This is a genomic window from Sphingobacterium sp. UBA6317, from assembly GCF_002440385.1.
Taxonomy (GTDB): Bacteria; Bacteroidota; Bacteroidia; order Sphingobacteriales; family Sphingobacteriaceae; genus Sphingobacterium; species Sphingobacterium multivorum.
In genome coordinates this window covers 220,522-246,549 of the sequence record NZ_DJTD01000067.1, presented here as the reverse complement: position 1 = coordinate 246,549, position 26,028 = coordinate 220,522, and the positions used below count along the sequence as shown (strand labels likewise).

General features: G+C 39.9%; 20 protein-coding genes. 16 read left to right on the top strand and 4 right to left on the bottom strand.

The window, feature by feature from the left end; translation table 11 throughout:
- Nucleotides 1–23 precede the first annotated feature (23 nt).
- A complete protein-coding gene (locus B3E92_RS22630; RefSeq protein WP_115049686.1) occupies nt 24–278 on the top strand; it encodes a hypothetical protein in 255 nt (84 codons plus the stop codon).
- On the opposite strand, the gene B3E92_RS22625 is transcribed toward B3E92_RS22630, so the two are convergent.
- Nucleotides 271–4,650: a translocation/assembly module TamB domain-containing protein gene (locus B3E92_RS22625; RefSeq protein WP_286898426.1), complete on the bottom strand. Its 4,380-nt coding sequence runs from the start codon at nt 4,648–4,650 to the stop codon at nt 271–273. The two genes, B3E92_RS22630 and B3E92_RS22625, sit on opposite strands and share 8 nt — an antisense overlap.
- Nucleotides 4,651–4,702: 52 nt before the next feature.
- Here B3E92_RS22625 and tsaD point away from each other — a divergent pair, with 52 nt between their 5' ends.
- The gene (gene tsaD / locus B3E92_RS22620) at nt 4,703–5,704 is read left to right on the top strand and encodes a tRNA (adenosine(37)-N6)-threonylcarbamoyltransferase complex transferase subunit TsaD (RefSeq protein ID WP_286767027.1); all 1,002 of its coding nucleotides are present in this window, start codon (nt 4,703–4,705) and stop codon (nt 5,702–5,704) included.
- A gap of 67 nt (nt 5,705–5,771) precedes the next feature.
- Here the strand turns inward: tsaD and B3E92_RS22615 are convergent, their stop codons facing one another.
- Entirely contained in the window at nt 5,772–6,593 is an 822-nt protein-coding gene (locus B3E92_RS22615) for a hypothetical protein (protein ID WP_070564915.1), read from the bottom strand.
- A gap of 72 nt (nt 6,594–6,665) precedes the next feature.
- Between B3E92_RS22615 and B3E92_RS22610 the strand changes: the two genes are divergently transcribed.
- Nucleotides 6,666–7,574 carry an energy transducer TonB gene (locus tag B3E92_RS22610; RefSeq protein WP_070564917.1) on the top strand — a complete coding sequence of 303 codons (909 nt, stop codon included), beginning with the start codon at nt 6,666–6,668 and terminating at the stop codon, nt 7,572–7,574.
- A 100-nt stretch (nt 7,575–7,674) separates the two neighbouring features.
- Nucleotides 7,675–8,211, top strand: coding sequence for a hypothetical protein (locus tag B3E92_RS22605; protein WP_286767028.1), 537 nt, complete (start codon nt 7,675–7,677; stop codon nt 8,209–8,211).
- A gap of 83 nt (nt 8,212–8,294) precedes the next feature.
- Here B3E92_RS22605 and B3E92_RS22600 read toward each other — a convergent pair whose 3' ends face one another.
- Both B3E92_RS22600 and aspS read right to left on the bottom strand, forming a co-directional pair.
- Nucleotides 8,295–9,683 (bottom strand): LutB/LldF family L-lactate oxidation iron-sulfur protein, encoded by a 1,389-nt coding sequence (locus B3E92_RS22600; RefSeq protein ID WP_070564924.1) that lies wholly within the window; start codon nt 9,681–9,683, stop codon nt 8,295–8,297.
- 96 nt (nt 9,684–9,779) lie between these two features.
- Nucleotides 9,780–11,531, bottom strand: a complete 1,752-nt coding sequence (gene aspS / locus B3E92_RS22595) for an aspartate--tRNA ligase (RefSeq protein ID WP_070564927.1) — start codon at nt 11,529–11,531, stop codon at nt 9,780–9,782.
- Nucleotides 11,532–11,965: 434 nt separating this feature from the next.
- Here aspS and mraZ point away from each other — a divergent pair, with 434 nt between their 5' ends.
- Genes mraZ through ftsA form a run of 12 tightly spaced genes read left to right on the top strand, consistent with a single transcriptional unit; the run spans nt 11,966 to nt 25,928 of the window.
- On the top strand, nt 11,966–12,427 hold the full coding sequence (gene mraZ, locus B3E92_RS22590; RefSeq protein WP_070564930.1) for a division/cell wall cluster transcriptional repressor MraZ: 462 nt from the start codon (nt 11,966–11,968) through the stop codon (nt 12,425–12,427).
- 4 nt (nt 12,428–12,431) lie between these two features.
- Complete coding sequence (gene rsmH, locus B3E92_RS22585) at nt 12,432–13,346, top strand: 16S rRNA (cytosine(1402)-N(4))-methyltransferase RsmH (RefSeq protein ID WP_070564933.1); 915 nt, start codon at nt 12,432–12,434, stop codon at nt 13,344–13,346.
- A gap of 15 nt (nt 13,347–13,361) precedes the next feature.
- Nucleotides 13,362–13,775: an FtsL-like putative cell division protein gene (locus tag B3E92_RS22580; RefSeq protein ID WP_070564936.1), complete on the top strand. Its 414-nt coding sequence runs from the start codon at nt 13,362–13,364 to the stop codon at nt 13,773–13,775.
- A gap of 8 nt (nt 13,776–13,783) precedes the next feature.
- On the top strand, nt 13,784–15,901 hold the full coding sequence (locus B3E92_RS22575) for a penicillin-binding protein (protein WP_286776690.1): 2,118 nt from the start codon (nt 13,784–13,786) through the stop codon (nt 15,899–15,901).
- Nucleotides 15,902–17,362 carry a UDP-N-acetylmuramoyl-L-alanyl-D-glutamate--2,6-diaminopimelate ligase gene (locus B3E92_RS22570; RefSeq protein WP_070564941.1) on the top strand — a complete coding sequence of 487 codons (1,461 nt, stop codon included), beginning with the start codon at nt 15,902–15,904 and terminating at the stop codon, nt 17,360–17,362.
- Nucleotides 17,363–17,366: 4 nt separating this feature from the next.
- Nucleotides 17,367–18,611 (top strand): phospho-N-acetylmuramoyl-pentapeptide-transferase, encoded by a 1,245-nt coding sequence (gene mraY, locus B3E92_RS22565; protein ID WP_070564943.1) that lies wholly within the window; start codon nt 17,367–17,369, stop codon nt 18,609–18,611.
- A 2-nt stretch (nt 18,612–18,613) separates the two neighbouring features.
- Nucleotides 18,614–19,987, top strand: coding sequence for a UDP-N-acetylmuramoyl-L-alanine--D-glutamate ligase (gene murD / locus B3E92_RS22560; RefSeq protein ID WP_070564947.1), 1,374 nt, complete (start codon nt 18,614–18,616; stop codon nt 19,985–19,987).
- 30 nt (nt 19,988–20,017) lie between these two features.
- Nucleotides 20,018–21,217 carry an FtsW/RodA/SpoVE family cell cycle protein gene (locus B3E92_RS22555; RefSeq protein WP_046673971.1) on the top strand — a complete coding sequence of 400 codons (1,200 nt, stop codon included), beginning with the start codon at nt 20,018–20,020 and terminating at the stop codon, nt 21,215–21,217.
- Nucleotides 21,218–21,230: 13 nt separating this feature from the next.
- Entirely contained in the window at nt 21,231–22,334 is a 1,104-nt protein-coding gene (gene murG, locus B3E92_RS22550; protein WP_070564950.1) for an undecaprenyldiphospho-muramoylpentapeptide beta-N-acetylglucosaminyltransferase, read from the top strand.
- A 7-nt stretch (nt 22,335–22,341) separates the two neighbouring features.
- Nucleotides 22,342–23,697 carry a UDP-N-acetylmuramate--L-alanine ligase gene (murC, locus tag B3E92_RS22545; RefSeq protein WP_070564953.1) on the top strand — a complete coding sequence of 452 codons (1,356 nt, stop codon included), beginning with the start codon at nt 22,342–22,344 and terminating at the stop codon, nt 23,695–23,697.
- Nucleotides 23,690–24,526, top strand: coding sequence for a cell division protein FtsQ/DivIB (locus tag B3E92_RS22540; protein ID WP_070564956.1), 837 nt, complete (start codon nt 23,690–23,692; stop codon nt 24,524–24,526). Before murC ends, B3E92_RS22540 begins: the two co-directional genes overlap by 8 nt.
- A gap of 25 nt (nt 24,527–24,551) precedes the next feature.
- On the top strand, nt 24,552–25,928 hold the full coding sequence (gene ftsA, locus B3E92_RS22535) for a cell division protein FtsA (protein WP_070564959.1): 1,377 nt from the start codon (nt 24,552–24,554) through the stop codon (nt 25,926–25,928).
- Nucleotides 25,929–26,028 lie beyond the last annotated feature (100 nt).

Genomic DNA, 26,028 nt, shown 5'->3' with positions numbered 1-26,028 from the left:
AAAAAAAGAGTCCTTCCATTTATTTGGAGGGACTTTTTTATTGCAGTCCGGTAGCGGATTATACACTATTCGTTTATAGTTGTTCAGCTCATCCACAGATCGCCTGTATAGGAAGTTATATGACGCTGGAAAAGGTCGACTGGTGGAATCGAGGCGGAGCTCAGAATAGGCGCAATGCGGTTGGGATTAAAGGTGGACTGCCAAAATTGAAAGAAGCCTACTGGAATGGCAAGAGACCTATTGAAATAGCAAAGGGATTATTCAGCAAGCTTAATTGACCTTGCTTTTCTTTGTTTCAACAGGAGCTGTTGTAATCGTCTTCTTACCAAAAGGGAATAGCCTTTTCAAGAACTCCGAGAAGGTGTTGAATTCTTGCCGATAGAGTAGTCCGAAAGCACTAATATATTCGCCGTCATTGGGGCTAAGAAGAAAGTTGCGTGTATTTAGGCGATTGGAAGCACGTAGGACCAAGCGTCCATCCTTTCTTAAATAAAACATAGCCTCGGCATCGGTTGAGACCCGATCCGAAAACACATTCAAATCTGTTAGCGCCTGACTTCTACGGTCGGAGATACCGCCTGTCAAAACAAGTCTGTCGTTGAATAGACGTAGTGAGGCAGATGCGTCATTTAAAGATTTGATATTAATATCAAAGAAATTGATGTTTAGCGATTGGGCTATGATGTTGTTGATTTGGTTGAATGCTATTTCAGTTCCTGCAGATAGCAAAGTGTTATTGACTTCTTTACCAAAGTCTGTCTGTGTGCCAGGTGTAAAACTTCGTCTCACGATTAGACTAAGCGCCTGTTGATTGACATTGTTGGCATCTGAAAAGTATCCCTGCAGTTCATCCTTAACTCCGGGGTTTTGTGGAAAGTTGATGTCAAACGTGATTTCCGGCTGACTTAACTGCCCTTTTAGGATCATATCGGCCTGTGCCAATACACGTTCAGGGTTTTCTTCCCGGCCTGCAGCATTATACAACGGTGCTAAGCTTGTTCTTTGTTGGTAGATGGCATTGATATTAATGTTCGCTTCAGTTGGGTTTCCCGCCCATCGTACTGTTCCGCCTTCTTTGAGATCAAAAATCTTGTTGATATAATCTTGAGCGGTGAAATTGAATTTTCCGCTGTTTATAATAAAATCCCCAAACATTTCAAAATCTCCCAATGAAGATATCCGCATGTTGAGATTGCTATTTCCCCTTCCTGATAACTCGCCCATACTGGAGAATAGATTTATTTCTGCATTCGGGTTGATCAAGAGGTCCATATTCATCGTCAGACCGTTGAAATCTCGTTTCTTAACGTTTTTCTTTGTTTTGGTCGAGTCTTTCTCAATAAAGTAGATAAAGTCCGTATCTGATATTGTACTGGCACTATTAAAGGGAATATTAATAACGGTGTTTTCTTCGGATTTAGCCCGTATATTGATATTCATGGCAGACGTTAGTCCTTTAAACTGAAAAGTGCCCGAAGCGTAAGCAGTGCCATAATATACATTATTGTCCTTTATTGTGGTATTTAATACCAGGAAATTCTTCGTCTCTGCAGTTACATCGATATCGGGATCACTCAGTTTGTTGAGATCTACAACGCCATCAATGGTTGCTATATTGTTTTTGGGATCGTATACTTTTAGCCCTGTGAGAAAAATTCGGTTATTGGTAACCGCAATTTCGTCAGAAAGTCGGTAGGGTGTTTTGAGGTAATTGATAACCATCGAAGCATTATCCAATTTTCCGGAACCTGTAATTTTGGGGTTCAGGATATCGCCTTCGATATCGAGGTCTGCATTGACCTTGCCCTGAATATTGGATACCAGGCTTCGTAAAAAGGGCTGGAAAACAAACACATCTGTGTTTACGAGTTTAGCTTTGAGATTAAGCTTATTGTTTTCACTTAAATGGTTATAGGAACCTTGTAACTGAATTAATTTATTTCCTTCCTCCATCTTGCTGTCTAGTTTTACCAGTTGATTCTCGGGGTCGTAGTTGGCACTCAGGGCTAGTGAGCCGATGGGAATATTGTTATAGAGGATAGGTGAAGTTTTTATATTGGCTACAACAAATGCAGCTTTGAATACAGAATTAACTTCAATATTTCCGTTTAAGTTGCCGGAGAGATTGATGCCATGTGGCTTGGTAATACCATTTAAGGATGTAAGATTAAAGTCCTGAAATTTGAGATTGATCTGATCACTGACTTCGTTTGACAGGATGCCATCGATATGAACTTTTTGTTCGTCATGACTCAGCGTCAGTTTTTCAAAGTACCATTTTCCTTTCGATATTTTCAATTGCGCATCATTATTGACAAGCCACCGCTCTTTATTGATTAAGATATTCGATGGATAGAAATTGATATAGGCAGGTTTGGCATGGGCAAAGCGTATAACGCCATTGAGATCCAGACTATTGCTCGCTTCAAGTTCCGACATTTTGATGTTGAATTGTAAACTGTCGTTTGCCAAGGTGTTTGAAATATTGACGTTTTTAATATAGGTACTGTCGGTAAAATTGATGCGATCGATGGAGGTCTGCAATTCCATATTTTTCAAATTGGCATTTTGATCCACAATCAGGTGAGTTAGTCGAATACCATTGTATTTGAATTCAGGTGCGTAAAAATTAAAACTGGCCGTTTGTTTTTCACTTTCAAATTTTGCATTGAGCGTCGCACCACTGTCTAGAGCAATGTCTTTTCGGAAGAATGTTGCGATCGGTTTAAAAGAAGTTATATTAATATTCAGGTCAAAGTCCTGGCGATTAAAAATGTTGTTTTCAAACCCGATTGCCGGAGCGTAGCGCATAGCTAAAGCTTTAAAATAAGGAACGATTGTATTGAGGTCTATTCTTCCTTTAAGATCAATGTGTCCGATAGCCGACTGCAAGGTAAGGGAGCGTGCATTTTCATCTCCTTCGGCAAGGAAATTGATATCGCGGATGACGAATTGACCCTTAGAGGAAGTGAAATTGACACTGTCTGATTTAAATTCACCGGTAACATTATTGATGTTGTCCCCAATTAAACTGGTGTGGAATTTCGTGTTAATAATATTGATGGAATCCCCCTGAAAGAAGTTGAGCTTTTTTAGATTCGCTTGTTGGATATCAGCATCCAGGTGATAGTTGGGTTTGATAGACCAATCGATATCTGTGGTAAACTGTAGTTTTAAATTTGGATCATATATTTGCCCTGAAGCAAGAACTAACTGTTTAGCTGTATTTCCTTCAATTTGTATATGTTGATAGCTGTAATTCTTGAAATTGAAATTACTGAGATCTCCTTTTATCTTTAAGCTCAGTTTCTTGGGGTCGGTACCTGTTCCGTCAACCTGTAGGTTGAAGCCTGTAGTTCCCAGATCTTTTAGTTTTGTTATCCTACCTACATCGAACTTTTTAGATTGAAAATTTCCCGCATATTTTATTTCCTTCTGGATATCCAATAAGGCGTCCGCTTCAACATTACCGATTGCAGTCGTGAATACTCCCTTGGTCTTAAATTTATTGTATAGGCCATTTAGGCTACCTTTGAATGAAAATTTGTCGAATATCTGAACAATTTCAGGGAGTTTAAAATTTTTTAGATTGCCGAGATCGCTAATAACGTCATTTAAGTCTTTGTGCTCAGATGAAATTACTACACTGGGAACAATAAATTTAGTTTTGTCAATATCAGGTAGACCGATAATCTGAAGCTTACCTGCCAAACTGGTTTTTTTTCCAATTGTTAAATCGACCTGTGATGCGTTGATGGAAGATACCGTTCCTTCTAAATTTGCGCGCTTGATATTCACGTCAAATTTGACTTGGTGCATAGGAGAGGAAAAGAAAGCAATATCCTCGGAGTGAATACGGGAGTCCCGAACACGAAGTTTTACATGAACTTTATTGATGAAGTCCGAAAAATCGTCAAAGCTGTTGTAGCTAAGCTTGATGTAATTTTTGAATGTAGAACGGTTGGTGGCTAGCATAAGCTCGCTGAGTTCAATGCTTGTCTTGCTTACTGTCGTTTGTCCAAGAAGGCCTTTGATCACTAGACCTTTCTTTTCGCGCAGATTGAATGTCTTTATGTTCGCCGAAATTTGATTGGAATCTATTTTTATCTTATCAAAATGGGCGTTAAGTTTGGAAATACCTAAATCTCCAAAATCGACCACTTTATTGTAATGCTTACGTCTATGATTAACATAGCTAAATGTATTGTTCTTAATAATCAATTCCTTTATATCGAAGATGATTTTTTTTGAACTTTTCTTTTTTTCTTTTTTAGGTGGGTTAAAGTAACGGATTAAAAATGAGATATTGGAGCTGTCCTGAAATTGCTCAAAAGTGGCTTCGGTATCTTCAATGGTTAGTTTGTTGATCACAATTTTGTTCAATTCAATGAATTGAGAAAGGTTGACGTTGGCTTCTAACCTTCCTGATTTTAATATTTCTTTTCCTTGTGGACTATAGAGTTGAAAATCTTCTACTACAATAGATTTAAAAGGTTTGAAATAGATGCTTTTGAGGCTTATTTTAGTGTTTAGTTCGTTGGATAAATAGTCGACAGCTTTTTGGGCAACATAATTTTGTACCGGTTTCAACTGTAGTGATAACGCCAATGCAAGCAGTATAATGAATATACTACCAAGGACTATTGACACTATTTTAATTATTTTTTTGATACTTTTGTATTAAAATTTATTACCTCAAGCTATGGCTATTATTTTAGGGATTGAATCCTCTTGTGATGAAACCTCCGCTTCTATCTGTATTAACGGTGAAATTCATTCAAATGTTATTGCAACTCAGGCAATCCACGCAAAATATGGTGGAGTGATTCCCGAGCTTGCTTCACGTGCTCATCAACAAAATATTATTCCAACAGTGGAAGAAGCCATTCGCCAAGCAAAAGTAAGCAAAAATCAAATAGATGCAGTGAGTTTTACGCGGGGGCCTGGATTATTAGGTGCACTTTTGGTTGGAACATCATTTGCAAAATCATTTGCACTTGCACAGAATATCCCTTTAATTGACATAAATCATATGCAGGCGCATATCCTGGCTCATTTTATTGAGGATCCGAAGCCGAATTTTCCGTTTTTATGTCTTACTGTTTCTGGTGGTCATACGCAAATTGTATTGGTGAAAGATTATTTTGAAATGGAACTTTTGGGAGAAACATTGGATGACGCGGCAGGGGAGGCTTTTGATAAAACAGCTAAAATCCTGAATCTACCTTATCCCGGTGGACCGCTTATCGATAAATTTGCAAGAGAAGGTAATTCAGCCGCTTATAAGCTGCCCGAACCACAGATTCCAAGTCTTAATTTTAGTTTTTCAGGATTGAAAACTGCGATATTGTATTTGGTTCAAGATCAATTGAAGCAGAACCCAGATTTTCTGACACACCATATGGCCGACTTATGTGCTAGTGTACAATCGCGTATTGTATCAATCCTACTAAATAAATTGAAGAAAGCAGCAAAGGAAACTGGTGTTAAGGATATTGCTATCGCGGGTGGCGTTTCGGCGAACTCTGGCCTGAGGCAAAGCTTAATTGAAATGGGCGAGAAATACAATTGGAGGGTGTTTATCCCAAAATTTGAATATTGTACCGATAATGCAGCGATGATTGCTATTGCAGGTTATCACAAGTTTTTAAAGAAAGATTTCGTTGGTCAGGACGTTGCTCCTATGGCTAGGATGCATCTGTAGTTAATACGGGTATATGAGTTTCCCCGGACACTGTCCTTCGGTGCCGGGGAAACTTAAACTTGTTTATTTATAAGGGGGAACTGTACCCATAGGCTTGTGCCGCAGAGGTAAATAAATTTTTCTTTGGCTGGTAAAAGTTCAGTTCATAACCCTCAGCACCCCAAAAAATGCTGATAAAACTAATTCCTTGCTCAGAACGCAATATGGTTAGTATCTGAAAAGCCTCGTTGTCAAACTGACCGCCATCATCAACACGCCAAGTGCTGATATCATCGTATAAAGCCGGGAAATCCAAATTGATCAGCTGTTCGTCCTTTGCGTAGGAAAATACAGCTAAAGCAGAGTCTTGTTGATTTTCAAACACCGTAAGATTAAACTCGGACTGATCACTGAGGATCGCAACTGTCGTACTTTTATTAATCTTCCTATTGTATTTCTTTTCAAGCTGCTCCTTGATCTCTGGAGAAGTTTCTTTTTGAACTTTTGTAAACTTCTCAATTTTATACTGATCTATAAAAGCTTTGTTGACAAGCATACCAAATTCGCCAGACTTGATCGCGTCACTAATTTTAAATAACGAACCTTCACTATTCGCAAAGTTCTGGGCGGTCTGTCTTCCGTTACTCTCTTTGTTGTCCATTTTATTCTGAACAAATTCAAGCGGGCTTACCTGATTTTCCACAATCACATAGTTGTATTTTTCAGGTCCTTCCATCGCTTGATCCATAGGTAAAGCGATAAGTGAATCTTTTTGTTGGTTTAAAAAACCAAAATATGGCGAAATAGTCTTTTCCTTGTTTTCGTGCTTGATTGCAGTTTTGGATTGATTTTGATTATTCCCGCAAGCATACAATGTAAGTAGAAAAATAGCTGAAAAAAGTGACTTCATAAGTATTTTGAATTTTTTTGTGAAATATAAGGCTTTCGCTCATCATAATGAAAAGATTTAAACTTTAATGTTATGATGAACTCTAAATTGAATATCTACCGCAAAGAATGGCTGGACGTTATTTTTGCTGGTCGCAACAAAATGTACGGTGCTTACGAGTTGCGAAATCTCTCTGATAGAGCAACAAATATGGGGTTAGGAATTGTTGTTTCTTTTGCAGTTTTGCTGATTGCAGGATCCTATACATATAATAAATATTTTAAGCAAACTGTTCCGGCCGTGATTTATGAAGTACGAGATATTGGACCCGACATGCTGGAAGAAATTCAAAAGAAGGTGGAGGAAAAAGAGGAGGTTCCTGAAGAACCTGTTATGATGCAGGAAAAAGCTCCGCAGCAAGTTGCCCAAGATGTATCCAAATTTGATTTGGTTCGGATGCCCGATATAAAAGTGACCGCAGCGAGCAGAGTTACCGAAGAGCTTGTGAGTCAGGATGAGTTGAAAAACCCCAATACAATGACCTCAAGGATCACATTGAAAGCAAATCCATCGGGGACATATATTGCGCGCGGTGAATTTGGTTCTTCAAAAAGAGATGGTGATATTACTGGTTCTAAAGATGGTTCATTATCGGGAGGCGGAACTGATGATAATGCTAACAATACATTTACATCAGTAGAAATTATGCCAACACCTGTGGGGGGACTGCCTGCCTTTATGAAGTGGATCGCCGAGAATTACAACTTTCCACAACAGGCCTTAGACCAAGGAGTTTCGGGTGTTATAGAGGTTTCTTTTGTCGTTGAGAAAGATGGATCACTGACAGATATTGCTGTTAAACGTGATATGAAATTTGGTACGGGAGATGCTGCTATAAACTTATTGAAGAAAGCGAAAAAATGGAAACCAGGAGTGCAAAACGGGCTTAAAGTACGTGTAGCGTATACTTTACCGATTCGTTTAAGTGCTGTTTCCCAATAAATGGTTCTTAACTTTATTTAACAGATCATCAATTAAACTTTCGATAGCCGAGACGACTCTTACTGATAAATAAGTTGAAAATGAGTACTTATTAAAAAGAATGATTGTTGGTTTTATAAAAAATAAAGAAATGAAAAAGTTGATGTTAAGTTTGGCGCTATCTGGATTGATGTTAGCCGGTTTCGCTCAAGAAAAAAAAGATGTTAAACCAGAAATGAAAGAAGTGCAAGCTTCTATGCATAAACATAAAACAGGAAGAATGCACGATAGTTTTAAAAATAAAACTCCAGAGGAAGTTGCTAAAATGAAAACTGATCGCATGGATCAAAAGTTGAAATTTACAGATAAACAGCGTAAAGATATCTATGCTTTTAATTTGAAGCAAGCAAAGGATCATCAGAAATTAGCTGCTGAACGCAAAGAATATCGAGCAAAAGTGAAAAAACAACGTGTGGCAGAACATGAAAAAATGATGGGAATGTTAACTCCAGAGCAACAAAAAACGTTAAAGGATTCCTATGCTGAAAATCGTAAAATGCACAAAGAACATTGGAAAAGAGACAGACAGCTGAAAAGAAAGGACTTTAGAAAAGGAGAAGTGAATAAAACAAATGATGCTGAAGTAAAAGCTTCATAACAATTAAACAAGGATAGTTTTCATATTAAATAGTGGTGAGTGTTAGTAGAGGAGGGAACCATTGGTTCCCTCTTTCTTTTTTGTTATTCTTTATTTTTTTGATGTTCTTTCCATTGTTTAGAGAAAGATTTGTCTGCCAATTTTGGTAGTTCCCGTTGATCTCCCCAGGTTTTCTGAAAGAGTTTTTTGAGGAAGAAATTCTTGAATTTTCCGCCAAAGAAATCAATCAGTTTTCTTCGCATTATCCCGTAGGTGAACCACTGCCAGACTTTTTGTTCCGTTTTTGTTGCCAGCCCCTGATCAACTGAATCTTTTCTGTTGACGAGAAGCATGCGCTGTATGTCAATACCAACGGGGCAGACCTCGGTGCATTTTCCGCAGAGTGTGGAGGCGTAGCTCAGGTGTTTGAATTCCTTCATGCCATTTAAATGCGGCGATATCAACGATCCAATAGGTCCTTGATAAGTCGTTTCATAGGTATGTCCACCGATGTTCTGGTAGATTGGACATACATTCAGACAGGCGCCACAACGGATGCAGTACAAACCCTGACGTTGTTCTTTTTGCGCTAAGAGCTTGCTGCGGCCATTGTCAAGCAGTATAACATACATTTCTTCGGGGCCATCTGATTCATAAGGCTGTTTTGGCCCAGTGAGTAGCGTATTGTATACTGTTAGATTTTGACCCGTGCCATGTGTGGACAGGAGTGGCCAAAAGACTTCTAAATCTTGTACATTGGGAATGATTTTTTCTATTCCAACGACGGCGATATGTGTTTTGGGGAAGGTCGATGTCAATCGGGCGTTTCCTTCATTTTCGGTAATTGCTATACTTCCAGTTTCAGCAATTAAGAAATTGGCTCCAGTAATCCCAATTTCTGCCGATAGGTAACGATCTCGAAGTAATTCACGGGCCTTCATTGTAAGTTGCTCCGCAGATGCATCTAGTGGTGTGTCAAATTTTTCGTGAAAAAGCTTGGCAATATCTTCCAGGCTCAAATGCATGGCCGGTGTAACAAAATGATAGGGCTTTTGATCCAGCAGCTGAATGATATACTCGCCAAGATCAGTTTCTATGGCTTCAATATTTTTGGAAGCCAGAAAATGATTAAGCTCAATCTCTTCTGTCGCCATCGATTTTGACTTTACGACAGATTTTGCTTTTTTACGTGCAATGATCGAATAGATTTCGTCCAAGGCTTCCGTAGCATCATTGGCCCAGATTACTTTTCCGCCTCGAGCCGTGAAGTTTGCTTCAAATTGCAACAAATAGCGATCGAGATTTTCCATGACCTTCCATTTGATCAGGTTCGCTTTTATCTTACTATTTTCAAGGTCCGCAAATTTGCTCTTGCCTTTTTCGAAAGCCATGCTGTATTTGTCGATATTGTAATTGATAATATCGCGGTGTTTGGTGTCAAATGCTTTTTGCGCACTTTCCTTAATAAACGTATTAGCGGTACTCTCTGCCATCTAATCTGCTAATTTTTCACAAAAAAAGTTGGTAAAAATTACCAACTTTTAAATATACTGTTAATAAATTGTTTCTCGAAAATCGAGTTAAATAATTTATGCTTTTATCGCAATATTTAAGCTTAGCTCGTCCAGTTGCTCTTGGTGAATGGTTGACGGTGCGTCAATCATAACATCTCTTCCCGAATTGTTTTTTGGGAAGGCAATCACGTCGCGGATGGAATCTAAACCTGCCAATAAGGATACGAGTCGGTCAAAGCCAAAAGCCAATCCGCCGTGTGGGGGAGCCCCATAGGTAAAGGCTTCCATCAGGAATCCAAATTGTTTTTTTGCTTCTTCAGGGCTGAATCCCAAATGTTTGAACATGAGCGATTGAAGGTCTCTGTCGTGGATACGGATTGATCCACCGCCTACTTCTACACCGTTTAAAACAAAGTCATAGGCATTTGCTCTCACTTCTCCAGGGTTGGTATCTAAAAGTGGGATGTCTTCCGGTTTTGGAGATGTGAACGGATGGTGCATGGCATGGAAACGGCCACTTTCTTCGTCCCATTCCAATAGTGGAAAATCAACAACCCATAATGGAGCAAAGGTTTCTTTGTTGCGGAAACCAAGTTGTGACGCAACTTCAAGGCGTAATTCATTGAGTTGTTTGCGAACTTTGTCTGTTCCACCAGCCATAATTAACAATAGGTCGCCAGGTTTCGCGTGGAACGCTTCTGCAATTGCCGACAGTTGTTCTGGTGTGAAAAATTTATCAACGGACGACTTCACTGAACCGTCTTCATTCACACGCGCATATACCAAGCCTGTTGCGCCAATCTGTGGACGCTTGATAAAATCTGTCAATGCATCCAGTTGTTTTCTGGTATAATGTGCACAATTTTCCGCATTGATACCAACCACTAACTCTGCTGCATCAAATACAGGGAAACCTTTTCCTTTGGCAACCTCGTTTAGTTCAACAAACTGCATTCCGAAACGGATATCCGGTTTGTCTGATCCGTAAAGGCGCATCGCATCTGCGTAAGTCATACGCGGAACATTGCCTAAGTCGATACCTTTGATTGTTTTGAAGATATGTTTTGCAAGTCCTTCAAAGATATTTAATACATCTTCCTGTTCTACAAAAGACATTTCACAGTCTATTTGCGTGAATTCTGGTTGGCGGTCTGCACGCAAATCTTCATCACGAAAACATTTTACAATTTGAAAATAGCGATCAAATCCTGAAACCATCAATAATTGTTTGAAGGTCTGTGGGGATTGTGGTAACGCATAAAATTCTCCAGGATTCATACGGGAAGGTACGACAAAGTCGCGTGCTCCCTCCGGAGTTGATTTAATCAGGTATGGAGTTTCTACTTCCAGGAAGTTTTGGGAGTCAAGATAACGGCGTACCTCTTGTGAGGTCTTATGACGTAAAATAAGGTTTTCACGTACGGGGTTACGACGCAAATCCAGGTATCTGAACTTCATTCTGATGTCATCACCACCATCTGTTTCATCTTCTATTGTAAAAGGAGGTAATTTAGCGGCATTTAATATTTCAAGATTTGAAACCTTGATTTCAATATCTCCAGTGGAGATTTTAGCATTTTTATTAGAGCGTTCGATAACTTCTCCAGTTACCTTGATGACATATTCTCTTCCGAGCTCACGGGCACTTGCGCGCAAGGAAGCATCATCATCTGCATTGAACGTTAATTGTGTGATACCATATCGGTCTCTAACATCGATGAAAGTCATACCGCCCAAATCGCGCGATTTTTGAACCCATCCACTTAGGGTAACCGTTTTCCCTAAGTCAGCTAGTGTTAATTCTCCACAAGTGTGTGTTCTGTGCATATCGTTATGAAAATTATATTTGACGCAAAATTATTGGTTTTACTCGACAATAACGAATTCTGTTCAGGTTATTTGAGGAGCCTTCTCCCACTTTCTGCCACATCTTTTGTTTCTGTTTTTGACTCCTCCCACTTTGCCCCCTTTTGGGACAAAAATTGGCTAAAATTAAATTTCTAAAGAGGAAATTTTTACAATTCATTGCTGATTTTGATAAAAAAAGAGCAAAAAATCACTTCTGGCGTAATAGCTTATTTTTCAGGAAAATTGGCTTTTAACTGCTTGTAAATAAGGTTTTACATGTGTTTTTTTTGAAGTCGACTTCTGTTTGTTGTAGCGATTTGTTGATGTGGAAAACTTTTTTATGTTATAAAGTGGGGGAAAGTGGGAGAAAGTGTATACTTTTACATTTAAATTAGAATAGGATAATTGACGACATGACTCAGTTGATCGGAGAATTCGAATGCAAGTTAGACGCCAAAGGAAGAATGGTGTTACCAGCTGCGCTCAAGAGGCAAATGCCTCATGTAGAGCGGGATGGTCTTGTGGTGAATCGCGGTTTTGAGAAACATCTTGTATTTTATCCAAGGGAAGAGTGGGATTTGATGACGGCTAAACTGGCTAAATTGAATCAATTCGATCCTAAAGTTCGGGCGTTTGTCCGTGCTTTTACGCGTGGCGCTACGGAATTGACATTGGATGCTGCGGGTCGTGTTTTGTTGCCCAAAAGTTTGCTGGAATTTGCAGGAATAAGCACTGAGCTGGTTTTGGCTTGTCAATTTAATAAGATTGAGGTTTGGTCAAAAGAAGGGTATGAGGAATTGATGGGTGATGGCGGTGTAGAGGATATATCATCTTTGGCTGCGGAGGTAATGGGAGATATTAATTTTGGACTATAAGCGTATGGAGAATGTATATCATGTTCCGGTAATGTTACAAGAATGCATGGATGCTTTGGCTATTAAGCCGGATGGTATTTATGTGGATGTGACTTTTGGTGGTGGTGGCCATTCTCGAGAGATTCTGAAGAGATTAGGGCCGAAGGGGAAGTTGTTTGCTTTTGATCAGGATCCGGATGCGTTGGAAAATGCAATTGACGATCCTCGCTTTACGTTGATACACCAAAACTTTAGGTTTCTAAAGAATAGCCTTCGTTTGGAAGGTGTACGTTCTGTAGATGGTATTTTAGCAGATCTAGGTGTTTCTTCGCATCAATTCGATGCTGCAGATCGTGGCTTTTCTATTCGCTTTGATGCAGACTTGGATATGCGTATGGATCAGGTGGGCGATTTGGATGCAAAGTCGCTTTTGGCAACCTATTCGGAGGAGGATCTGCATCGTATTTTTGGTATGTATGGTGAAATCATGAACGCTAAATCGCTTGCGAAAACAATTGTTACTGCGCGTTTGTCACAGCCGATCCAGACTGTTGCTGAATTGAAAGAGGTGATTCAACGTATGGTTCCAAAGGGTAAAGAACATAAGTACCATGCGCAGGTATTTCAGGCTCTTCGTATCGAAGTGAATCGCGAGTTGGAGGCGTTGCAGGAATTTTTGTTGCAGACAGTTGATGTACTCCGTGTTGAGGGCCGATTGGCTGTGATGTCCTATCACTCTTTGGAGGACCGTTTGGTTAAGAATTTTATGGCCAAAGGTAAGTTTAAAGGGGAAGTTGAAAAGGATTTTTTTGGAAATGAAATTAAGCCATTTCATGTGTTGAGCCGTAAAGCAATTACGGCATCTGCACAAGAGTTGGCGATAAATAATAGATCGCGCAGTGCGAAACTGCGTATTGCTGAAAAGTTGAATTTGTCTTAAAAATGGAGCGAGAGGATGAGCAGAAATACGATAAGACAGAAAGAATTGAGTGAAGAAGTTCAGGAGGAACTGCAAGAAACTGTCGAGGAAAAGGCGGAAGAAACAGAAGCGTTTATTAAAACGCTTTTTACCGTTGGAGACCTTTCGTTAAATAAAATATTGCATTACTTGCCTTTCGGAGCTTTTGTTGCCTTTCTGATGTTACTGTATATTTCCAATCGTCATTTTGCAGAGCGAACTATTCGGAGTATCGATAAAGTGAGTAAAGAGGTAAAGGAATTGGGCTGGGATCATAAGTCTCTCTCTGCCGAACTGATGAAAATGTCTACACAGACAGAAATTGCCAAACGTGTCGATTCTTTGGGGTTGAAAGAGCGTGTGGAACCACCGATCAAGATTGAAGTTATAGAGAATAAAGAAGATAAATAGGAAGAGTTATGAGTATCAGAAATACGATTCTTGTGCGTGTCTATTTTGCTTTTGGGCTTATCGTACTACTTGCGTTTTTGGTATTTGGAAAAATGGCCAAGTTGCAGTATGTCGATGGAGAGCATTGGAAAGCTTTAGCGGATAGCCTTTCTATTCAGGAACGGGAGGTGGAAGCTGCTCGTGGTAATATTTATTCAAATGACGGAAGCTTATTGGCTACTTCGGTGCCTGAATATGAGCTTCGTTTTGATGCAATGGCGATTCCCGAAGAAGATGAAGAGTATTTCAATTTGAAAGTTGACTCCTTGGCTATTAAACTTGCTGATTTTTTTAAAGATAAATCATCTCGGCAGTATTTGACATTATTAAAACAGGCACGGAATAAAAAGCAGCGCTACTTGTTGCTCAAACGTAATGTGTCACACCAAGATTTAAAGCGGGTAAAACAATTCCCTTTACTTAAATCTGCACGTGTCAATAAAGAACGTTTTCCAAGTTGTTTGATTACAGATAGGCAGAATAAGCGTATTTTACCTTTTGTCAATCTCGCTGCGAGAACCATCGGTTATAAAAATGTGAAAGAAAATATTCATGTTGGTTTGGAAGGGGCATATGGCGAATATATCGACGGAAGAAGCGGAAAGAGGTTAATGCAGCGTATTGCTGGTGGGGTATGGATTCCTGTTAACAAAGATATTGAGGTTGCCCCGGTTGATGGGTCTGATATTATCTCTACTATTGATGTGAATATGCAGGATATGGCGCAAAGGGCTCTGGAGAAGCAGATGATTACGAGTAATGCGGATGAGGGCTGTGTTGTGATGATGGAGGTGAAAACAGGCGAGGTGCGTGCGGTGGCTAATTTTATGCGCGATAAAGACGGAGTCTACCGTGAAAAGTTCAATCTTGCAATAGCACAAAGTGCAGATCCAGGTTCAACATTTAAGTTAGCTTCTTATCTGGCTTTGATTGATGATAAGAAAATAGACTCGAGTACAACTGTGAATATTGGTAATGGTAACTGGCCAATTTATAAGCATACGATTCGTGATTCACATGCGCCTAAGAAGTCTATAATTTCAGCGAAAAGGGCTTTTGAGGAGTCGTCGAATGTGGGTGTTACGAAGTTTGTATATCAAGCTTATAAGGATAACCCGGATCAGTTTACATCAAAGCTACATTCTTTTGGTTTTGGTAAGACGCTCGATCTACAGATTCCCGGAGAAGGTGTGCCTTTGGTGAAAACGTCGAAAAGCAAAAGCTGGAGCGGGTTATCGTTGGTACAGATGGCTTACGGCTATGAAATGAAAATTACACCATTGCAAACGTTGACATTTTATAATGCTGTCGCAAATAACGGAAAGTTGATAGCGCCGCTATTTGTTAAGGAAATTCGGCATTTAGGAAATACAATTCAAACGTTTCAAGCGAAAGTGATTAACGAAAAGATCGCTTCGGATCATGCTTTAGCAGAGGTGAGGGGAATGATGGAAGGTGTTATGACTGAAGGAACAGGTAGAAGTGTTGCTAGTCCGTTATATAGCTCTGGTGGTAAAACAGGTACAGCACAGATGGCTGATGGTTCGAGAGGGTACGGTGCCAGACGATATCAATCTTCATTCGCGGGGTATTTTCCTGCGGAGGATCCAAAATATTCCATTATTGTGGTAATCCGTAACCCGAGAAATGGATACTATGGTGCATCGATTGCAGGGCCCGTGTTTAAAGAGCTTGCAGACATGGTATATGCAAACGATATGGAAATGGAGGGGAAAAAGACGTTTAAAGCGGTCAATGTAGGCGGAAGAATGCCATTGACTTTGCAGGGTTCGAAGGAAGCTAGTAAAAAAGTGTACGATAGGTTGGGAATTAATACCGTGAATTGGGATACAATTGGCCGAGGAGAGGTGGATACCTCTACACGAGGCGTGCCATTTATGGATTTAAAATATAAAGAAGGAATTGTTCCGAATGTGGTTGGCATGGGTTTGATGGATGCTTTATATGTTGTGGAGAATGCCGGATTTAAGGCGCACGTGACGGGAAAAGGAAGAGTTGGAATACAGTCGTTAGCTGCGGGGCAAAAACTGCCTTTTGGAACGGCGATAAATTTAGAACTTAAGTAAATGATGGATTTAAAAAAAGTATTGCATGCTATCCCTGTACAGCAGGTTGTAGGGAACCTCGAAGAGGTTGATGTGCACTCTTTGTGCTTTGATTCCAGAAAAGTGGAGTTGGGAAGTTTGTTTATCGCAGTGCGGGGTGTTCAAACAGATGGTCACTTGTTTGTAGACAAGGCAATTACCTCGGGAGCAAGAGCCGTTATTGTAGAGGAGTTGCCCGAAGAGACGTTAGACTCTGTCGCTTATATCTTGGTGGCTGATTCTGCTTATGCTTTAGGGGTTGCTGCGGCTAATTTCTACGAAAATCCTGCTGAGCAGTTGAAACTTGTTGGGGTGACCGGTACGAATGGTAAAACGACAGTAGCCACATTGTTGTTTCAGCTGTTTACTGAGCTAGGCTACCATGTAGGCTTATTATCTACAGTACAAAACCAAATTGGAACAAAGATTATACCAGCAACGCATACAACACCAGACCCTATTCAATTGAATAAATTGTTACGGGATATGGTTGATGATGGCTGTGATTATGCGTTTATGGAGGTTAGTTCGCATGCTGTCGTTCAGGAACGTATTGCAGGCTTGGTGTTTGCGGGTGCAATATTCACGAACATTACGCATGATCACCTGGATTTCCATAAAACTTTTGATAACTATATTAAAGCGAAAAAGAAGTTTTTTGACGATCTGGATGCGAATGCTTTTGCTTTGACGAATGCTGACGATAGAAATGGTCAGGTCATGCTTCAAAATACAGTGGCACATCGGAAAAGCTATGGCTTACGTTCTGGAGCGGATTTTAAAGCAAAGGTGATCGAAAGCCATTTCGATGGTATGTTGATGAGTGTTGATGGACAGGAAGTATGGGTAAAATTGATCGGCGATTTCAACGCATATAACCTTTTGGCGGTTTATGGTGCCGCTATCTTGCTTGAGCAGGAAACGGTGAAAGTATTGACCGCACTCAGTACCTTGAAGGGGGCAGAGGGGCGGTTTGAAACGATGAAATCGACTTCTGGTGTTTTTGGAATTGTGGACTATGCGCATACTCCTGACGCAGTTGAAAATGTATTGAAGACCATCAGTTCATTGCGACGTCCAGAACAAAAAATTATTACTGTATTGGGATGCGGAGGCGATCGGGACAAAACTAAACGACCTGAAATGGCTGAAGCGGCTCTGCGTTATAGTGATCGATTTTTGATTACGTCCGACAATCCGCGTACAGAAGATCCTTATCAGATTATTAAAGATATTGAAGCCGGTGTGGCAGCAGACCAAAAGGCGAAGACGCTTTCTATAGCTGATCGTAAGGAAGCGATAAGGACAGCATATCAGCTGGCTAATCCTGGGGATATTATCCTGGTTGCAGGAAAAGGGCATGAGAAATATCAAGATATAAATGGTGTAAGACATCATTTTGATGATAAAGAAGTTTTAGAGAATACATTTAACGAACAATAGAAATATGTTATACCATCTTTTTACGTGGCTTAGCGAATATATTCATATACCTGGAGGAGGTTTGTTTCAATACATCTCTTTTAGGACATCTATGGCTGTAATCGCTTCATTGATTATTACCACGGTTTTTGGGGGAAAATTGATTCAATTCTTGCATAATAAGCAAGTTGGAGAGACAATTCGTGATTTGGGGCTTGAAGGAGAAAAAAAGAAAGCTGGTACGCCGACAATGGGTGGGATCATCATTATTGCAGGTATTCTTATCCCTACCTTGTTATTTGCTAAATTGACGAATATCTATGTGATTATCATGGTTGTGACAACACTTTGGATGGGCGCAATTGGATTTTTAGATGATTATATCAAGGTCTTTCGACATAATAAAGAAGGCTTAGCTGGTAAGTTTAAAGTTGTTGGACAAGTTGGCTTGGGAGCAATAATTGCTTGTACGATGTACTTTCATCCAGATATCGTAGTTCGAAAAGGGGTCGATAAACCAACCTCTACCAAGCCTGTTGAAGTGGTTATCAATGAAGGTACAGGTGAGAAGACCTACGCTGAAAACGTAAAATCATCGAAGACGAATATTCCGTTTTATAAAAATAATGAGTTTGATTATGCCAAGGTGTTTAAAATATTTGGACTACAGAGCGATTATCTGACTTTTATCGTCTTTTTAGTTGTTGTTATTTTTATCGTTACGGCAGTTTCAAACGGCGCAAATATTACGGACGGTATCGATGGTTTAGCCACGAGTACATCCGCTATCATTGGTGTTACTTTAGCCATTTTAGCGTACGTGTCGGGTAACGTGATCTTTTCAGATTACCTCAATATTATGTATATCCCCAATTCCGGAGAACTCGTGATTTTCGCTGGGGCATTTGTTGGCGCTTGCGTAGGTTTCTTATGGTATAATACGTATCCTGCTCAAGTTTTTATGGGTGATACGGGAAGTTTAGCGATCGGCGGTATTATTGCTGCCTTTGCTATTTTGATCCGGAAAGAATTATTGATCCCAATTTTGTGTGGTGTGTTTCTGTTGGAAAACCTTTCGGTTATTCTTCAGGTGTCGTATTTCAAATACACGAAGAAGAAATATGGTGAGGGTAGACGGATCTTTTTGATGTCACCATTGCACCATCACTTTCAGAAGAAGGGGTATCATGAAGCGAAAATTGTAACACGTTTTGTTATTGTAGGAATCATATTGGCCATTCTTACTATTGTAACATTGAAAATTAGATAATGATGTCAAATATTGCAACAACATATTATCCTCAATCTGGAAGTTTGGTCATTTTAGGGGCAGGCGAAAGCGGTGTTGGAACGGCGATTCTTGGGAAAGAAAAGGGATTTGATGTATTTGTGTCAGATAAAGGGCTTATTGCAGACCACTATAAGGAACAACTAAAAGCGGAGGGAATAGCTTTCGAAGAAGGTCAACATGACGAAGGCCGTATCTTGAATGCTGCACTGGTTGTAAAAAGCCCTGGTATTCCAGCGACCGTACCATTGGTCGTTGCATTGAGAGCAAAGAATATACCTGTGATTGCAGAAATTGAATTTGCGGCGCAATATACGGATGCAAAGTTAATCTGTATTACAGGGTCAAACGGAAAGTCTACGACGACGATGTTGACTTATGAAATGCTTAAGCATGGCGGTTTAAACGTCGGATTGGCAGGTAATATCGGGAAAAGCTTTGCATTGCAGGTGGCTAAAGAACAGTTCGATTGCTATGTATTGGAAATATCGAGCTTTATGCTGGACGATATGTACCATTTTAGAGCAGATGTTGCTGTTATACTGAATATTACTCCTGATCATTTGGATCGCTATGACCATAAAATGGAAAATTATGTGGATTCAAAATTCAGAATGATTCAGAATCAAACGGAGAAGGATTATTTTATATACTGCCTGGACGATCCGGAAACAGTTAAAGGATTGGAAAGACATCATAGTAAAGGGACCTATTTGCCTTTTACACAAGAACAACTTGTTGAATTGGGGGCTTATTTAAATGCCAACAAAACAATAATTATTAATACACCAAATAACGATACATTCACTATGAGAGCTGAGGAATTGTCATTGCAGGGGAAGCATAATATTTATAATAGCATGGCTTCTGGGTTAATTGCGAAAGTGCAGGAATTGAGAAATCAAGTGATGAAAGAAAGTATGGGATCGTATGTGAATATTCCACATCGCCTTGAACATGTAGCCTGTATCGGCGGTGTAAATTACATTAACGATTCAAAGGCGACGAATGTAAATTCGGTATGGTATGCTTTGGAAAGTTTCTCTACACCAATCGTGTTGTTGTTGGGTGGCGTGGATAAAGGAAACGATTACAGTATGCTTGCTGATTTGGTCAAAGACAAGGTGCGCGCTATCGTTTGTTTAGGAAAAGATACGGCTGCAATTCATAAAGCATTTGAACAAGATGTGGAGATTATTGTCAACAGTACCTCCATGCAAGATGCCGTGGTATTGTCGTCCCACTTAGCTCAAAAAGGTGACACCGTCTTATTGTCTCCTGCTTGCGCTAGTTTTGATTGGTTTAAGAATTATGAAGATCGTGGCGATAAATTTAAGGCTGCTGTAATGGAATTATAAATGGTGTAACCCAATAAGAGGAGGAAGGATATGCTACAGAATATAATGTCTAAATTGAAGGGTGATCGATGGATATGGATCATTGTGATTATCTTATCGGGATGGTCACTTTTGGCTGTATACAGTTCGGTGGGTACCTTGGCTTATAAAGAAGGGAAAGGGACTGAAATGTATCTGTTAAAGCATTTCTCTATCATTGCCATAGGCTTTGTCCTGATGTATCTTTCTCACAAGTTAGATTATCGGTATTATGCGGGTATATCCAAAATAATGATGGGTATTACAATCCCTTTATTGTTGTTTACGCTGTTGTTCGGAAGTAAAGTTAATGAAGCTAGTCGTTGGTTGACTATCCCTGGTATAGGTTTGACCTTTCAAACATCGGATTTAGCAAAGTTGTCACTTATCGTCTTTCTTGCAAGGATGTTATCCCGGAAGCAGGAAGAGATCAAAGATGTGAAAAAATCGTTCTTACCCATTATGGGGTCGGTGTGTGGTGTGTTTATTCTGATTGCCTTGGCCAATCTATCTACCGCATTGATGCTGTTTGGCGTGAGTGTTTTATTGCTCTTGATCGGACGGATTAGTTTTAAGCAGATTGCCATTGTTTGTTGTGGCGGAGGGGTGCTCCTTATGATGGTTATCTTCTTTGGTCCCCGTAGAACGACTTATATCAGCCGGGTAAAATCTTTTTTTCATACTGAAAAAGTGGATAAAACGGTATCCTTCCAGGATGATAAAAATTATCAGGCAAACAATGCGAAAATTGCTATAGCAACTGGTGGGCTTTTTGGAAAAGGACCGGGAAATAGTGTGCAACGTAATGTGTTGCCGCACCCTTATTCCGATTTTATTTACGCGATTATCATTGAAGAATATGGAACAGTCGGGGGGGTGATTCTGCTATTTCTGTATTTGGCATTTATGTATCGATGTATACGTATTGTCACGATGAGTCCCAAAGCTTTTGGTACTTTTCTGGCTGCGGGTTTGGGATTTAGTTTGACAATTCAGGCTTTGGCCAATATGGCTGTTGCCGTCGGATTGGGACCAGTAACGGGGGTTCCGCTTCCACTAGTGAGTATGGGAGGAACCTCGATTTTATTTACGAGTGTCGCCTTGGGAATCATCCTGAGTGTGAGTAGAAATATTGAAGAATTAAAAGGTAAAGAAGAGCTGGATGAAAAGCCTAAACCGAAAAAAGTGGTTATAGGATCTATTCCTGCATAATAATAAATTAAGCATGGCAATTCGCGTAATTATCAGTGGTGGTGGAACCGGAGGACATATCTTTCCGGCGATTTCAATTGCAAATGCGTTGAAGGCAATGGATCCTGCAAATGAAATTCTATTTGTGGGTGCCAATGGCCGGATGGAAATGGATAAAGTGCCCGCAGCAGGATATAAGATTGTTGGACTCGACATTCAGGGAATCAATAGAAAGCAGCTGTGGAAGAATATCTTTTTGCCGTTTAAGCTTATGAAAAGTTTAAATAAAGCAAAAAGCATAATTAAGGATTTTAGACCGGATGTGGCTGTAGGGGTAGGTGGTTTTGCTTCAGGTCCATTGCTAATGATGGCCAATAAGCTGGAGGTGCCAACAGTCGTGCAAGAACAGAATTCCTATGCTGGTGTAACCAACAAAAAAGTTGGTGCTAAGGCTGCAAAAATATGTGTGGCTTATGAGGGGATGGAGCAATTCTTTCCTGCGGACAAAGTATTGCTCACCGGCAATCCAATAAGACGCGAGTCTATTGCGATAGCGGGAAAAAGAGAGGAGGCCTTAGCGTTCTTTGCGTTAGATCCACACAAAAAAACAATTTTGGTACTTGGCGGTAGTTTGGGGGCTAAAACATTAAATGAAAGTGTTGTTGCTTACCTGAATGAGCTAAAGGAGGAAGAAGTGCAGCTGATTTGGCAATGCGGTAGTTTCTATGTTGAAAACCTACACGCGGAGTTGACAGGTAAACTTCCAGGTAATATCAAGATGCTGGCCTTTCTTCAGCGCATGGATTATGCTTATGCTGCGGCAGATTTGATTATTAGCCGTGCTGGAGCCGGTACCATCTCTGAGCTCTGTGTGGTTGGAAAACCTGTTATCCTTGTGCCTTCACCCAATGTGGCCGAAGATCATCAGACCAAAAATGCAATGGCATTGGTCAATAAAGGTGCTGCATTACTGGTGAAGGATAGTGATGCACAAAGAGACTTAATACCTGCTGCTTTAACTTTATTAAAAGACGCAGATCATGTCTCACAATTAAGTGGGAATATTAAAAAACTCGGTAAGTTGAATGCTGATGTGCAGATTGCCGAGGAGGTGTATAAATTGGTTAAAAAAAAATAGACGAAGTATGAATCTAGATGCAATAAAACAAGTTTACTTGATCGGAATAGGTGGTATAGGCATGAGTGGCCTTGCACGCTATTTTAAGCATTTGGGCTGTGAGGTGGATGGATATGACCGTACAGAAACTGAGCTGACTAAAACCTTAGTCAAGGAAGGGATCGCGATCTCCTATCAGGATGATATCAATACGATTGATGCTATTTTTAACGTACCTACGACGGAGACATTAGTCATTTTTACACCGGCTATTCCTAAAGATTCGAAGATTAAAGCTTTTTTTGAATCACAAGGACATACGCTCTATAAACGATCTCAAGTTTTGGGGATCATTAGTGAAAGTAGATTTACAGTAGCGGTTGCTGGTACACATGGTAAAACGACAACTTCTACAATGGTGGCACATGTATTGAAAGATTCGGGCTACGACTGTTCGGCCTTTTTGGGTGGAATCAGTTCTAACTACGGTACCAATGTGCTTTATGGAAATAATAATACAGTTGTGGTTGAGGCTGATGAGTTTGATCGTTCATTCCTGACGCTTCACCCCAATATCGCAATAGTAACTTCTTCTGATGCGGATCATCTGGACATTTATGGCGATCGGAGCCATTTGCTTGAATCGTTCCAAATGTTCTTGGATAAAGTTGTTGAAGGAGGTACACGTATTATAAAAAAAGGCCTCGAGTTTGAGGGGCAAATAAGTTATTCAGGCCATGAAATCGCTGATGCATATGCTTCCAGTGTGCATGTACGCGATGGAGAGTTCTTTTTTGATTACCAAGATACCAACGGACGAATAGATGATATTCATTTGGGTATCCCTGGTATCCACAATGTTGAAAACGCGGTAGCTGCGATTGCGGTAGCCCGTTTACTTGGAATTGCAGACGAAGCTATTAAGAAAGCGTTGACGACATTTAAAGGCGTGAAAAGAAGGTTTGAATATATTGTCCGTAAACCTGGAGCGGTGTATATTGATGATTATGCGCACCATCCAGAGGAACTGCGTGCATTTTTAACTTCGATGCGGAAATTGTATCCTACGAAAAAGTTAAATGTGGTCTTTCAGCCGCATTTATTTACGCGTACGCGGGATTTTGTGGATGGTTTCGCCGAGGTATTGTCCATGGCTGACAAGCTGTTGTTAATGGAAATCTATCCTGCACGGGAGCTTCCTATTGAAGGGATCAATTCGAGTTGGTTATTGGATAAAATTACGGCAGCGGAAAAACAGCTTGTAACTGCAGAAGAAGTCTTGGAATTTGCACGCGATGAAAAGCCGGAACTGATTGTTACAGTTGGGGCAGGTGATATTGACAAATTGGTTAAACCGTTACAGGCAATTTTAGAGCATGCTTAAAAAATTACGTAACATACAATGGAATCGTGTCCTCTACTTTACACTATTTTTTATAGGTGTAATTGTTGTCGTCGTGATTATGACTATTGTGGGGAAACGTGATGAGCAGCAAGTTTGTAAAGATATTAAGATTGTCATTGAAGGTACAGAAGCCTTTATTGATCAGGCGGATATCTCTAAGTTAATAGAACATAACTATGGTAGTTTCGTGGGAAAGAAAGTCAATGGAATTCCCTTTCAGAAAGTTGAAAAAACCTTACGTAAATTACCTTATGTGTCCGATGCCAGTATACATGCCGATATGGATGGTACGATCAGAATTAATATTAATCAGCGCGAGGCTGTCATGCGGATCATCAACAAAAATGGAAAGGAGTTTTATGTTGACCCCAAAGGATTGAAGATACCGACAACGTTGAAGTATATACCGCACATCATGGTTGCAACAGGGAATATCGCAGAAGGATATAATGAAGCACTGGATACCATAGCAACACCATTGGTTAAAGATTTGGTTAAGGTCGTTGAATTTATCAAAAATGACGAATTATGGAGTAATCAGGTTGTGCAGATATATGTGAACTCGGATAAGGATATTGAACTTGTACCTCGTGTAGGGACACAGCAATTAATTGTTGGATCGGCAGATTCATTGGAACAAAAATTTGAATTATTAAAGACCTTTTATACGCAGATCATGCCAAAGGTAGGTATAAATGCTTACGGTGTTGTCAATGTGAAATATGGAGGTCAGATCATCTGTGAAAAACGAGGAAACTGGAGTTTTTCAGGCGATCAAACAAAAAAAGTAGCAAATAATACATTATAGTAATACAGCAACAATACAGGAAATTATGAACTCAAAGGCAGCAGAAATTGAAAGAGAAAACCCAATTATCGTGGGACTCGATATTGGTACTACCAAAATTTGTGTTACGGTTGGGAGACGTAGCTCAGGAAACAAAATTGAATTATTAGGTGTGGGGAAAGCGGACTCTGCCGGTGTAAGCCGCGGAGTAGTTGCTAATATCCAGAAAACTGTGGGAAGTATTTTAGAGGCTGTTGAGATAGCCGAAGCGCAGTCTAATGTGGATATTAAAGTGGTGAATGTGGGAATTGCTGGCCAACACATCAAAAGTATTCAACACCGTGGAATATTTACCAAAACCGATGGTGACGACGAAATCATTCGACGCGATATCGAACGACTGATTTCGGATATGTATAAACTGGTACTGCCTCCAGGAGAAGAAATTATACATGTTTTACCACAGGAATTTACGGTAGATAACGAGCCGGGGATTCGCGAACCTATCGGTATGGCGGGGCGTCGTATTGAAGCAAATTTCCATATTATATCGGGACGTGTAACTGATATTAAAAACATCAAAAAATGTATTGATAATTCCAATCTGGAAGTTGCTGAATTGATTCTCGAGCCTTTAGCGTCTTCAGAAGCTGTATTGGATGAAGACGAAAAAAATGCTGGTGTTGTATTAGTAGATATCGGTGGTGGAACCACAGATGTTGCCATCTTCCATGAAGGAATTATTCGTCACACAGCCGTGATTCCTTTAGGTGGTAATATCGTCACAGAAGATATCCGTCAGGGATGTTCTGTTTTGCGTTCCCAAGCTGAATTGTTGAAAACTCGCTTTGGATCAGCTTTAGCTGATGAAAACAAAGAAAATGAGGTGATTTGCGTGCCCGGATTAAAAGGTCGTGAACCAAAAGAAATTTCTGTTAAAAACCTAGCTTATATCATCCAAGCTAGAATGGAGGAAATTATTGAGCACGTGTATTATGAAATCAAATCTTCTGGATATGAAAATAAACTGATCGGTGGTATTGTGATTACCGGTGGTGGTGCTCAATTAAAACATTTGGTACAACTTGTTGAATATATTACTGGAATAGATTGTCGTATCGGATTTCCGAATGAATATCTTTCTAAGAACGAGGTTTTACCAAAACCGTTGTTTGAAGAATTGAAAAGTCCGTTGTATGCAACAAGTATCGGCTTGTTGATCAAGGGAATCCAGTCGCACGAGGAAGAGGAAGATAGCCGGAGAGAAATGCACGCCCCATCTAAAAAAGTGCAGGCCGCTACGGTGACAACAAAAGAAGTTTCTGAACAGCAACAAAAGGAGCAAGGATTATTGTCATGGTTCAAACGTTTTATCAAAGACGGTAATGAAATCGATGACGCAAGTTTTTTAGATAAGAAGTAAGTTTTCCACAATAGTTGAAGTTTTCCACAATTTAACAAATGTGGAAAACTTTTGTTGAAATTATATTATTATTACATTACATATAGTGGGTTTGATTCGT

Bases quoted from the DNA above. Each gene is read 5' to 3' on its own strand.
- tsaD (WP_286767027.1), top strand. From the start codon at position 4,703: ATGGCTATTATTTTAGGGATTGAATCCTCTTGTGATGAAACCTCCGCT.
- B3E92_RS22615 (WP_070564915.1), bottom strand. From the start codon at position 6,593: ATGAAGTCACTTTTTTCAGCTATTTTTCTACTTACATTGTATGCTTGC.
- B3E92_RS22610 (WP_070564917.1), top strand. From the start codon at position 6,666: ATGATGAACTCTAAATTGAATATCTACCGCAAAGAATGGCTGGACGTT.
- B3E92_RS22605 (WP_286767028.1), top strand. From the start codon at position 7,675: ATGATTGTTGGTTTTATAAAAAATAAAGAAATGAAAAAGTTGATGTTA.
- B3E92_RS22600 (WP_070564924.1), bottom strand. From the start codon at position 9,683: ATGGCAGAGAGTACCGCTAATACGTTTATTAAGGAAAGTGCGCAAAAA.
- aspS (WP_070564927.1), bottom strand. From the start codon at position 11,531: ATGCACAGAACACACACTTGTGGAGAATTAACACTAGCTGACTTAGGG.
- mraZ (WP_070564930.1), top strand. From the start codon at position 11,966: ATGACTCAGTTGATCGGAGAATTCGAATGCAAGTTAGACGCCAAAGGA.
- rsmH (WP_070564933.1), top strand. From the start codon at position 12,432: ATGGAGAATGTATATCATGTTCCGGTAATGTTACAAGAATGCATGGAT.
- B3E92_RS22580 (WP_070564936.1), top strand. From the start codon at position 13,362: ATGAGCAGAAATACGATAAGACAGAAAGAATTGAGTGAAGAAGTTCAG.
- B3E92_RS22575 (WP_286776690.1), top strand. From the start codon at position 13,784: ATGAGTATCAGAAATACGATTCTTGTGCGTGTCTATTTTGCTTTTGGG.
- B3E92_RS22570 (WP_070564941.1), top strand. From the start codon at position 15,902: ATGATGGATTTAAAAAAAGTATTGCATGCTATCCCTGTACAGCAGGTT.
- mraY (WP_070564943.1), top strand. From the start codon at position 17,367: ATGTTATACCATCTTTTTACGTGGCTTAGCGAATATATTCATATACCT.
- murD (WP_070564947.1), top strand. From the start codon at position 18,614: ATGTCAAATATTGCAACAACATATTATCCTCAATCTGGAAGTTTGGTC.
- B3E92_RS22555 (WP_046673971.1), top strand. From the start codon at position 20,018: ATGCTACAGAATATAATGTCTAAATTGAAGGGTGATCGATGGATATGG.
- murG (WP_070564950.1), top strand. From the start codon at position 21,231: ATGGCAATTCGCGTAATTATCAGTGGTGGTGGAACCGGAGGACATATC.
- murC (WP_070564953.1), top strand. From the start codon at position 22,342: ATGAATCTAGATGCAATAAAACAAGTTTACTTGATCGGAATAGGTGGT.
- B3E92_RS22540 (WP_070564956.1), top strand. From the start codon at position 23,690: ATGCTTAAAAAATTACGTAACATACAATGGAATCGTGTCCTCTACTTT.
- ftsA (WP_070564959.1), top strand. From the start codon at position 24,552: ATGAACTCAAAGGCAGCAGAAATTGAAAGAGAAAACCCAATTATCGTG.